Source organism: Peribacillus sp. NPDC101480 (assembly GCF_050277335.1).
Lineage (GTDB): Bacteria > Bacillota > Bacilli > Bacillales > DSM-1321 > Peribacillus.
In genome coordinates this window covers 920,589-932,150 of record NZ_JBNNSB010000001.1, presented here as the reverse complement: position 1 = coordinate 932,150, position 11,562 = coordinate 920,589, and the positions used below count along the sequence as shown (strand labels likewise).

At 42.4% G+C, this 11,562-nt stretch carries 11 protein-coding genes; 3 read left to right on the top strand and 8 right to left on the bottom strand.

Annotation, left to right across the window (positions count from 1 at the left end):
- Positions 1-29: 29 nt before the first annotated feature.
- The 4 genes from lepA to gpr all read right to left on the bottom strand — a co-directional run bounded on the left by lepA (position 30) and on the right by gpr (position 4,791).
- Positions 30-1,865 carry a translation elongation factor 4 gene (lepA, locus tag ACQKMF_RS04630; RefSeq protein ID WP_095389815.1) on the bottom strand — a complete coding sequence of 612 codons (1,836 nt, stop codon included), beginning with the start codon at positions 1,863-1,865 and terminating at the stop codon, positions 30-32.
- A gap of 176 nt (positions 1,866-2,041) precedes the next feature.
- On the bottom strand, positions 2,042-2,365 hold the full coding sequence (locus ACQKMF_RS04625) for a YqxA family protein (protein WP_053535740.1): 324 nt from the start codon (positions 2,363-2,365) through the stop codon (positions 2,042-2,044).
- A gap of 21 nt (positions 2,366-2,386) precedes the next feature.
- Positions 2,387-3,586, bottom strand: a complete 1,200-nt coding sequence (gene spoIIP, locus ACQKMF_RS04620) for a stage II sporulation protein P (RefSeq protein ID WP_101222616.1) — start codon at positions 3,584-3,586, stop codon at positions 2,387-2,389.
- Positions 3,587-3,672: 86 nt separating this feature from the next.
- Positions 3,673-4,791, bottom strand: coding sequence for a GPR endopeptidase (gene gpr / locus ACQKMF_RS04615; protein WP_230177034.1), 1,119 nt, complete (start codon positions 4,789-4,791; stop codon positions 3,673-3,675).
- Between the two features lie 274 nt (positions 4,792-5,065).
- Here gpr and rpsT point away from each other — a divergent pair, with 274 nt between their 5' ends.
- Positions 5,066-5,332 carry a 30S ribosomal protein S20 gene (gene rpsT, locus ACQKMF_RS04610; RefSeq protein WP_034308554.1) on the top strand — a complete coding sequence of 89 codons (267 nt, stop codon included), beginning with the start codon at positions 5,066-5,068 and terminating at the stop codon, positions 5,330-5,332.
- Between the two features lie 88 nt (positions 5,333-5,420).
- On the opposite strand, the gene holA is transcribed toward rpsT, so the two are convergent.
- Complete coding sequence (gene holA, locus ACQKMF_RS04605) at positions 5,421-6,434, bottom strand: DNA polymerase III subunit delta (RefSeq protein WP_230177035.1); 1,014 nt, start codon at positions 6,432-6,434, stop codon at positions 5,421-5,423.
- Between the two features lie 343 nt (positions 6,435-6,777).
- Between holA and ACQKMF_RS04600 the strand changes: the two genes are divergently transcribed.
- Positions 6,778-6,912, top strand: a complete 135-nt coding sequence (locus ACQKMF_RS04600; RefSeq protein ID WP_081108861.1) for a YqzM family protein — start codon at positions 6,778-6,780, stop codon at positions 6,910-6,912.
- 76 nt (positions 6,913-6,988) lie between these two features.
- On the opposite strand, the gene ACQKMF_RS04595 is transcribed toward ACQKMF_RS04600, so the two are convergent.
- The 3 genes from ACQKMF_RS04595 to ACQKMF_RS04585 all read right to left on the bottom strand — a co-directional run bounded on the left by ACQKMF_RS04595 (position 6,989) and on the right by ACQKMF_RS04585 (position 10,588).
- Positions 6,989-9,295: a DNA internalization-related competence protein ComEC/Rec2 gene (locus ACQKMF_RS04595; protein WP_427571984.1), complete on the bottom strand. Its 2,307-nt coding sequence runs from the start codon at positions 9,293-9,295 to the stop codon at positions 6,989-6,991.
- Between the two features lie 18 nt (positions 9,296-9,313).
- The gene (locus tag ACQKMF_RS04590; RefSeq protein ID WP_101223472.1) at positions 9,314-9,874 is read right to left on the bottom strand and encodes a ComE operon protein 2; all 561 of its coding nucleotides are present in this window, start codon (positions 9,872-9,874) and stop codon (positions 9,314-9,316) included.
- 78 nt (positions 9,875-9,952) lie between these two features.
- Entirely contained in the window at positions 9,953-10,588 is a 636-nt protein-coding gene (locus ACQKMF_RS04585; RefSeq protein ID WP_427571982.1) for a helix-hairpin-helix domain-containing protein, read from the bottom strand.
- Between the two features lie 111 nt (positions 10,589-10,699).
- On the opposite strand from ACQKMF_RS04585, the gene comER reads away from it, so the two are divergent.
- Positions 10,700-11,530, top strand: coding sequence for a late competence protein ComER (comER, locus tag ACQKMF_RS04580; protein WP_427571980.1), 831 nt, complete (start codon positions 10,700-10,702; stop codon positions 11,528-11,530).
- Positions 11,531-11,562 lie beyond the last annotated feature (32 nt).

The following is an 11,562-nucleotide window of genomic DNA, read 5'->3' as shown; positions in this document are numbered from 1 at the left end:
CTCTTTTTACTATCTATCGTTTATTTTATTTATTTCTTTGGTGTCGTATCATCCATTTTCAAAACAGCCATGAAAGCTTCTTGCGGCACTTCAACGGAACCTACCTGTTTCATCCGCTTTTTACCTTCTTTCTGTTTTTCGAGCAACTTACGTTTACGGGAAATATCGCCGCCGTAACATTTAGCCAATACGTTTTTGCGCATTGCACTAATTGAGGAACGGGCGATGATTTTTTGCCCGATTGCTGCTTGGATCGGCACTTCAAATTGTTGTCTTGGAATCAATTTCTTCAATTTTTCAACGATGACTTTACCGCGCTCATAAGCAAAGTCCTTATGAACGATGAAACTTAAAGCATCGACAGTTTCAGCATTCAGCAAGATATCCATTTTCACAAGCTTGGACGGTTTATAGCCGATCAGCTCATAATCGAATGAAGCATAGCCTCTTGTATTGGATTTCAATTGATCGAAGAAATCATACACGATTTCCGATAATGGTATTTCGTAGTGAATGCTTACACGGGTCTCATCGATATATTCCATATCAATGAAGTTTCCGCGTTTATTTTGACAAATTTCCATGATCGCCCCGACAAACTCCGTCGGCGCCATCATCGTCGCTTTGACATATGGCTCCTCGACCCGTTCGATCTTTTGGGCATCAGGCATATTAGACGGGTTATCCACTTTCAGGACCGTTCCGTCCGTTTGGACCACATCATAAATAACACTCGGTGCAGTGGTGATCAGGTCGATTTTGAATTCACGTTCAATCCGTTCCTGGATAATTTCCATATGAAGGAGTCCAAGGAATCCGCAACGGAAACCGAAGCCCAATGCTTGCGATGATTCCGCCTCGAACTGCAACGCTGAATCGTTCAATTCCAATTTCTCCAATGCATCCCTTAAATCATTGAATTTCGATGCGTCAATTGGGTATAGTCCGCAATATACCATCGGGTTCATCTTCCGGTAACCCGGCAATGGTTCTGTCGCACTGTTCACGGCACTTGTAATCGTGTCACCAACAGTCGTATCACCAACGTTTTTAATGGCTGCCGTAAGGAAACCTACATCACCTACGTTCAGTTCATCCAACAGCTGGGTTTTAGGGTTGAAGACACCCAATTCGGTAACATCGAATTCCTTGCCAGTGGACATCATTTTGATTTTATCGCCCACTTTAATGGAACCCTCAACAACACGGATATAGGCAACTACACCTCGGTACGCATCAAATAGTGAATCGAAAATAAGCGCCTTGAAAGGAGCATCCGGATCACCTTGTGGAGCTGGAACCAATTCAACGACCTGTTCCAGAATCTCCTCGATTCCGATTCCCGCCTTAGCAGAAGCCAAGACTGCATCGGAAGCATCCAACCCGATCACTTCCTCGATTTCTCCACGCACACGTTCCGGATCTGCACTCGGCAAATCGATTTTATTGATGACCGGAATGATTTCCAGGTTGTTGTCCAATGCTAAATAAACGTTTGCAAGCGTTTGGGCCTCAATACCCTGTGCCGCATCGACAACAAGGACAGCTCCTTCACAAGCTGCAAGGCTTCGTGACACTTCATACGTAAAATCGACATGTCCCGGTGTATCAATAAGATGGAAGATATATTCTTCTCCATCTTTCGCGTTATATTTCAATTGAATCGCATTCAATTTAATCGTAATTCCACGCTCACGCTCTAAATCCATGGAATCCAACAGCTGACTCTTCATTTCACGCTGAGTCATGGCGTTCGTTTTTTCAATGATACGATCCGCCAATGTAGATTTACCATGATCAATATGAGCGATGATGGAAAAGTTACGAATTTTTGATTGTCTTTTTAATTTTTCTTCTCTATTCATGACGTTCACTCCCACTTGTCGACACAATACACTATTTTTTATTATATCAATAGAAAATGCAAGATTCAACAGAATAGTTACAAAAGAAGCCTCATTGCAGGGCATCGGATAAAAAAAGGCTGCATTCCGGATTCGGATGCAGCCTTTTGGCAGGGCATACTCAACTTACTTCATACCTAAATCATATCAATAAGTGCTTGAAAGGCCCCTGATATGGTCTCTCCAAGCGTTTTGCCGATCGATGAGAAAAAGTTGAAGGCCTTCATTTCTTCAAGCTTTTCTTTTTTCGTCTCCAAATCATGACTGGTTACTTTTTCGCCAAGGATATCCGCTTCCATCTCCCCTTGGTCCGATTGGTTAATAATGAATGCACTATTCAAAGAGGGATCTTCATACCCCTTCATTTTTTTCATCCCGTCGTTCGCTTGCTGCATCCCGATTAGAACACCTAAAAATAATACGAGCACAATCCCTGTACATTTCAACCAAAATCGAACCATGATAAGAGAACTCCTTTCAAATTACTGCGCTTCCGAATCCCCGGTCGGGTTATCCACTGCTTTGGCATCCCAGTAAAATTCACTGAAAACCTCGGTAAAGGCATCAACGGTCAAGTACATTTCCTCGAAAGTATTATCAACACCGCCAATTTCCAAGAGCATGGCATTGCCTGACAAATCCTGATTGTATACTCCATTATGTCCCGCTCCGCCTTGTTTCATAACCCCTCGTGAAATGCCAGGGTATTTTTTCTCCAAAGCTTTATGAAGCTTATTGGCAAGCGCTGCATTTTTTTCGAAGTTCGGATTATTGCCCCCAACCACGAAGGCAATCTTGGCATAATCTTTACCGTTAATGTTAATGGTCGTATGTTTTTTTCGTTTAGAATCACGATGGATATCAATGATATATTCTAAATCCTTGTTATTGGCCAATGCCGTCTGGACGGATTTTCGTGATTCTTGATAGGATCTGGCATAATTCAATCCTTTATTATTCAGATTTCCCATGATATCCGTTTTATCGAGCGAGGAGCCTATCCCCTTATCAGCCATATCTTCAACCATCCGCTCCCCGAGTTTCGTAATATTGATTTTCGAATGATAGGCTAGATCCGGGTTAGTCACTCCTTTTAAATATGGAAGATATGACTCCCGGTTATGGCTATGGTATATCTCGACCACTTTCCGTCCATTTGTCGTTTGTTTCGGCTGATCGGCCACTCCTTTTTCCGGTTCTTCAATCTCATCCAGGTTTTGCAGGGATGCATCCCTTTCTTCATTCAGGACGTCCACTGGCGGCGAGGATTCGTATGGCATATTCGTATAATTCGTTCCTTCCCCGGCAACGAGGATCTCATTATCAAAAATCGAAAAGCCAGGAAGTTCCCTGCCAAGTAAGCTCCGCGGGTCCTCCAGCGAAATGTTGGTCGAAACTTTTATCAATTGATTCGTGATCATCGATTCCTGCTTACCTTCCGGCAGGGCATTAAAAAGATAATGGTTTTCATTGGCCAGCATCGAGAACAGCATTTTCCCCGAGAATTGGTTGGCTACAGTATGTACGGAATTAGAAGATATCCGATACTCCGGTCTTAGGGAAGTCATGACCCCACTGACTGAAAAAACAAAAAGAAGCAAGGCGAGAATACCTAGAAAAGTTTTTATTATTGTTGATCCGTGAACGGCTGTTATGATTCCTGGGGAATTTCTTCTTTTCATCCTTCCACCCTCTCTATAGCTTGTCTATTAATACCTATGACTTTGCTAGAAAGGGTAGAACACCATTTTTGGGCACTAAAAATGATTTAACGGGTGTAGTAGCCGGTATTATCTTGATTTATTGAATGATGCAAGGCTGCATTTAACCCATTGGCTATTAAATTGGCCATATCCTCAATGAAAACATCGACTTCTTTCGGTGTAACCATTAAATTTTGACCAAGCGGTGACAGTACCTCATAAATCAATTTCCGTTTCTCTTCATCAGGGAGGACACCTATCATTCCCAAGAAGGTTTGGCGCTCCTTTTCACCTGGCATATCCTCTTCTGTCAGCTTTGTGCGCTTTCCAAAACTGAATCCAGCGGGCGCCAGCGAACGTGATGGTCTGTCCCCTTCATTCAGTTCCTTGCCAAAGTGCTTCAAAATATAATCTATCGTATCGCTGGCAATTGATACGGCATCCACGACGGTAGGTATACCAATCGCTATAACAGGAACACCCAATGTAGCCTGGCTCAATTCTTTTCGTTTATTCCCAACACCAGACCCAGGATGGATGCCTGTATCCGTTATTTGAATCGTCGAATTCACTCGATCGATCGAACGGGCAGCCAATGCGTCTACGACGATCAGGAAATCAGGATTACTTTTTTCGATGACTCCTTTTATGATGTCACTCGTCTCGATTCCCGTAATGCCCATCACCCCGGGGGAAATCGCACTTACCGGCCGATAGCCTTCCTTGACGGACTCCGGCTGCAATTCGAACAAATGTCTTGTGACCACAAGGTTCTCAACGACTGCAGGCCCAAGAGCATCGGGAGTAACATTCCAATTACCAAGACCGACAACCAAACAACTGCTTTCTTTGGTAATTTTATTCCGTTTCAAAAAGGAAGCCAGTTCGTTGGCGAACACCTTTTCCACCCGTTGCTGCGTATCCGTATCCTGCTGGCGGATCCCCTGCACTTCGATGGTCAAATAGCTGCCCTGCTTCTTCCCGATTTCTTTTTCACCCTCAGCCGTGACCTCGACTAAGGATACCTTTAGATCATCCACATCTTTTTCTTTAATAATGACCCCTTCGATACGGGATACATCCACTTCCTCTACAACACCTTTATGTTCAAGGGCAATTTCCTTTGCTTCAATCGCCAAATCTGTACGAATTCCGTATTCACTAAGGTCCAAATTATTTTCCATAACGGCCTCCTGATGTTTGAATTGAATCTAATCTAGTATTTTCAATAGTCTCTCTTAAACATTCTGTCGTTTTTGCTTTTTTATTATTCATTTTTTTGGTACAATGAGTGATGACGAGATGAATTTATTCCCGAAATTATAATTCCTTTTCGATTCTCAATCTGAAGTATTGCATATTTATGGGCAGTCTGATAGAATATCACTTGTGCTATTTGATATGGATTTGAAAAGTCGAGTTCATATAATCTCGATTTCTTTGTAGGAGGTGAACGGAATGCCAAACATTAAATCTGCTATTAAACGTGTAAAAATCAACGACAAAAAACGCGTTCATAACATTACTGTTAGATCAACTATGCGTACTACAGTGAAAAACGCTGAAGTTGCATTAGCTGGTGAAAACGTTGAAGCTGCTAAAGAAGCTCTTTTAACAGCTGCTGTGAAATTAGACAAAGCTGCATCTAAAGGATTAATCCATAAAAATGCGGCAGCCCGTAAAAAATCTCGTTTAGCGAAAAGACTTAACGCTCTTAACGCATAATGACAAAAAATTAAACGATCCAACCGGATCGTTTTTTTTGTGCCGTTTTTTGCATAAAAAAGGTGACAGGATATCTGCCACCTTTTTATCATCTAATTTTTAAAAGCAGCAGCTCAAGTGTGATTGCCTTATCGGCCTGGCCGGTCTTCATTTTATAATCCGCTTCCGCTAAGTCGTTAATGATACTCAACAGCTCGCGTTCCTGGAATCTCCCCGTCTTTTCAAGTGCCAGCTTTACCCTGTAAGGGTGCACCTTCAATTGACCTGCAATTTTTTGCTGGCTATAGCCCTGGCGGGAAAGCTCCTTCACTTGATACATGAGCCTTACCTGTCCCGCCATGACGCTCAAGATTTTGATCGGCTCTTCATTCTGCCTGAGTAGATCGTGCAGTATCGTCATCGCACTCTCCATCTTTCGCTGTAACACATGATCGACAAGCGTAAAGATATTCTGTTCAAGGGATTTAGCAACCAGCTTTTCCACTACCTCGACCGTAATGTGTTTATCAGCTTCTGCATAAAGCACCATTTTATCCAATTCATTCGTAAGCATCATCAGATTCGTTCCTGCAAGTTCAAGTAAAAGCTCTGTAGCCTGCTCATCTATTTGGACTGAAGAAGCTTCGACCCTCTCCTTCACCCATCCTTTTAACTCATGATCACCAAGCTTCTTCGCTTCAACAAGAACCGCCTTACGCTTCAGTTCCTTGGTGATTTTTTTCCGTTCATCCAGTTTCTCATAAGGTGCGGTCAATACGACAATAGAATAAGGAACCGGGTCAGCTAAATACGCTTCCAGTCTTTTCACATTATGTTCAACTCTTGATTTCGTTTTTTCAGCTGTCAAAAAAAATGGGTTTTGCATGAAAACAAGGCGCCTTTCCCCAATAAACGGGAGGGTTTCAACATCTTCAAGTGCAGTTTCAACAGGCGTCTCTTCTAAATCAAATTGAGAAAAGTTAAAATCCATCTCATCCTCGTGAAGGACATTCTCAATCAATAGCTGCTTCGTTTCATTAATTAGATAGGCTTCCGACCCATATAACAAGTATACCGGCGCGAATTGCCCTTTTTTTATACTTTTCCAAACATCTAATACCAATAGAATCCGCCTCTTTACTATGTATTCTTCTCTAATGGTATAGGTGGATGGACCATTTGACAAGCTATAAAGGGAACTAGCCCTATAAAAGGGCTAATTCCGGATCTATATGAACACTTTCAAGAAAGGCCCGGGTAATCTCCCTTGAAAGCGGGTAGAGTATTCATGTAGAACAAAAATTGAGCTTTTCTTTTTCGCTTGCTTTGTTTGTACTGTTATTTTGACCTCAAAATCCCAAACTATTTGTGACAACTCTTGTCAGTAAAGGAAATGAAGGAATGAAGCCTGTAGATTTTTTTTTGGTAATGTTTTATACTATTAGCAGAAATAGGAGGGGTAAACAATGAACGAATTCGAAAAGAATGTTCAATCAAAGACAGATGACGTCGCTGATTCCGCTATGGGATTCATCGGTTCTTTTGTATTTTTCGCTGCCATGTTCACCATAGCTGTCGTCATTAAAGCTGTCGGATCCTGATTTCATTTACTACATGCTCTTATTTTTCCTGATGGAGGCTGCTGCTGCAGTCTCTTTCTTTTTGATTTTCTACATACTATGGGAGAGTCTTCCGAAAGGTTCCACTGCTTTTGTAATACTTGTAAATAATAGAACCATCCTCGTCGGTCCTGAACACCTTTATGCCATTTCTCTCCAGATTCCCAATTACGTCTCGATGAGGGTGACCGTAGCCATTATCTTTTCCAACTGAAATAAGCGCCGCTTTCGGCTGCAGCTGTTCAAGGAAGGGCGTGGAAGAAGAAGTTTTACTGCCATGGTGACCGACCTTCAAGATATCCGCCTGCAACTGCGGAAATGTTCTCAAAAGTTCACTTTCCCCTTCTTCTCCCATATCACCGGTCAATAACCACGACAATCCCCCAAGCTCCGTGAATAGAACTATGGATGAATCATTCTTATTTTCTTCTTTCTCATATGGACTTAGCACAGCAAACGGCGCTCCTCCCGCCACCCAATGGTCCCCCCTTTTCAGGACAGTCATTTTCATTTGTTTATCTATTGCCACAGTCACAAAATCCATATCCCTGTATTGCTCTTCGCTCCAGCCTCCAATGATGATCTCCCCAACTTTAAAATTTTCTATTAATTCTTTTGCACTTCCCATATGATCTGCGTCCGGATGAGTTAAAATCAGCTTGTCCAATTGGTGGATTCCCTTACTTTTCAATAATGGAATTATGATATCATCCGCGGTGTTGAACTTCTTTCGCTTTTTTGCCCACATGTCGATTGGAAATGTAATTTGCCCTCCAGTATCAATCAAATAGTTACCGCGATTGAAAGGCAGTATAATTAAAATGGAGTCACCTTGCCCAACGTCGATGATCTGCACTTCACCAAAAGGCGAGAACCTTTGTAAGTTATATTGCAAAAGTAAAAGGACGATTATTATTACGCACCATATTTTACTTTTTTCAAAGGATACTTCCCAAGTCAGGTATAATCCTAAAAGTGAAATAACAAGTAATAACATCATGATGAAAGGTGGTTTTCCAAACGGAATGGAGGCAAGCGGCAAATCCGATGCACCATCCGCAGCTTTATTGCAGAGTATGAAGGTATAATTCAATAATGAGATGAGGGGTTGCCCCAAGGAAGGCAGTAATAGATGAATGAAGAGGGAAATCAGTGAAAATGGCAGCAATATGATGGAATAAAGCGGAACATACAATACGTTCAGAAACACACCAAGAATGGATGCTTCATAAAAGTGAAAAAGCAAAATCGGAAGGGCTGCCAATTGGCAGATGGAACTGACGATGAATAGCTGCGTTGTTTTCTTCGGGTATTGCAAGAAAATGCTTGAAGACATGATAATGGAGAAAGTGACCGCGAATGAAAGCTGAAAACCTATATCATAGAGCATATTAGGCCGAAAAAACAAAAGTGCCATATAAGCCGATCCGATTGCGGCACCCGCCGAGATCCGCTTCTTGAATAGCAGAAGTAGAAAGAAAAGCATAGCCATCAAACAGGATCTCACCACTGATGGACTGGCACCTGAAAGTAACATGTAAACCGGAAGGAAGATTAAGATTGCCATCATCATTCTTTCCCGTGTAATCCCCACCCTGATGCCGAAGTAAAATAACAGCCCCGTTAAAAAACTGACATGAAGACCGGAAATAGCCAGTAAATGAACCAGACCTAGCCGCTGATAATTAGTAAGGTCGCCTTCATCTATATATGTCTGGTCGCCGAATATGAGGGCAGTGACAAAACCGCTAGATTCTTCTGGAAAGTGTTCTCTAATATACGTAATCCCCTTTAGGCGCAAATTACGTATCGAAACAAGAATCGGATTTCCAACGACTTTACATTCCTGAAATGAAATGGAATCCGCTTTGAAAATCCAATGGGTGCCTTGACGCAAAAGATAACGCTGATAATCGAAACTGTTTTCATTTCTGTTTTTGTCGGGAATTTGCAATGTCCCTTCGGCCGGACATGATAAACCGATCCGCAGAAACCGACCCAGCTTTTCCTGTTCCAGTTCAGTGGTGATTTTATAACGAAGCACTAACCGTTCGCCTTTCTCACTGGAAACGAATCCTTTTAAAGAATTTCCATCTATATTCGGTTGATCCGTAAATGTAATGATAAATTGGCTTTCCGTTCCATGATAGGCAGTTTTGTTGCGGTGATCGGTGAAGGAGGCGGCCCCTAAAAACATCCCCATGATAACCAAATGAAAACTAAGGGCCTTCACACTTAATCCCACCAAAAAGTAAAGTAAACAGAGAAAGATAAGGATGATGATCAGCAGCCTTACATTAAAAAAAGAATGGGCCGTAACACCAAATGTGGCCGAAACGGCTAATAAGATAAGGTGTCGAGCCATGCCTGCCCCCCGTCCTATTTAATTTTCAAATATCTGATTGGCCTGCTTTTCCAGCTCCGATACAGCTTCTTTTCCCATGCCTGTTCGTTCAAGTTGAGCTAACAATGAGAATACAAAGTCCTTTTTTTGTTTTCCATTAACATCGATGGCCCCTTTTGCTTCAACCTTCTCGGTCTTGACACCAGCCTGTTTAAATAATTCCAGGGCATATGGATGATTTTTGTAATCTTCCGCATAATAAACAGCCTTGATGCCAGCTTGGATGAGTGATTTACAGCACTGAAGACACGGAAAATGCGTCACATATATTTCCGCCCCATCAGTAGGCACCCCAAATTTCGCACATTGTAAAAGTGCATTCATTTCTGCATGTATCGTTCTGACACAATGATTATCAATTACATAGCAGCCGTCATCAATACAATGCGTCCCTCCCGCAATGGACCCATTATATCCCCCCGCAATGATTCTGTTGTCCCTTACGATGGTCGCCCCTACAGTGAGGCGTGTACATGTGCTTCTTAAGGCTAATAAATGGCTTTGCGCCATGAAATATTGATCCCAACTAATTCTGTTCATGTTGTATCCCCTTACCACTAGAATGATTTTCTTCAATTTTACCCTCTTCCTGTCCATTTGTGTAGCATATTCAATCATTCATTTCACCGAAATGGAATCCCGTAACCTTTCAAACGTTTTATCGCCGATTCCCGTTACCTTCTTCAATTCATCGACCTCATTGAATTTCCCTACCGTTTCCCTGTATTCCAGGATCGCATTCGCTTTGGATGGTCCAATACCCGTCAAGGTTTCCAAATCTTCCTGTGTAGCTGTATTCAAGTTCACCAGTCCTCCTGACGCCCCCTTAGTGGCGGCATCACCAGACGACCCGACTTGTATATTCTCCAAGTCCCCCGTGACTTCTTCACCTATTTCCGGAACATAAATGACCATTTGGTCTTCGACGATTTGGGCAAAATTCACTTTATTTTTATCGGCCTTGTCCGTAAAGCTGCCTGCAGCCGAAATTAAATCAATCACCCGTTCACCTGCCTGTGCAGTAAAAATGCCTGGGGACTTGACCGCTCCTTTAACGTCCACTTTAATGATTACAGGTTCGTCAGCCGTTTCATTTTCACTTTGTTCGATTTCAGCTTCCTTTTCAGAAATGGAAAATATATCTTCCGTATCCGCCGAATCCGCCCCTTGTTGCAAAAAAAAGTAAATGCCCGCTGCAACAAATGCCACCGCAACGGTAATCTTGGTCATTTTCCTTTTTAAAATTTCATCCATTTTCTTTGCCTCCTTATTGGATTTCGCACGATACATTGTCATAGGACAGATTAAAAATACATAGTGTTTTTAGGAGAATCAATCGCTTTAAGTGAGAGGAGTTGATCGGAATTGAAGAAAATCGGTGTTATCGGAACCGGAAATATGGGTACCATTTTAATCGAGGCATGGCTGGAGGCAAAAATATTGAATCCGGCAGATCTAGTCATTACAAATCGCACGCTTTCCAAGGCATTGGTGCTGAAAGATAAACACCCTGGCATCAAGGTTGCGGAAACCGCAGCCGAAATCGCCCAACAAGCCGACTTTATCTTTCTCTGTGTAAAACCATTACAAATTAACAGCCTATTACAAGGCATCAAAAATCATATAAAAAGGGATCAGCTGGTCATTTCCATCACAAGCCCGCTTTCAGTCTCCCAGCTTGAATCGGCAGTGAATGCCCCCTGTGCCCGTTTTATACCGAGCATAACGAACCGTGTCGGTTCAGGGGTATCGTTACTGAGTTTCAGCAAGAGCTGCAGCAAGGAGAAAGTATCAGCTTTATATGATTTGGCCTCAGCCATATCGGCACCGGTCATCATTGAAAATGATATCACCCGGGTAGCTTCCGATATCGTCAGCTGCGGACCTGCCTTCTTCAGCTATTTAGCACAAGCTTTTATTGATGCGGCCTGCCAAACGACGAAGATAGATAAAGAAACGGCTACGACTTTGACTGAGAATATGCTGGTTGGCTTAGGGGAATTGCTTGGTAAAGGGGTTTATACATTGCCAACCTTGCAGGAAAAGGTTTGTGTAAAGGGTGGAATAACGGGTGAGGGGATCAAGGTTTTAGAAGCTGAAACAGGGGAAATGTTCCATCATCTTTTTCAAGCGACACACGAAAAGTTTGCAGAGGACCTTCACGAAGTTGAAAAGCAGTTCGGCCATCCTTATTAATATTCGTAATTTATATCTCAATTCCTTCTTAA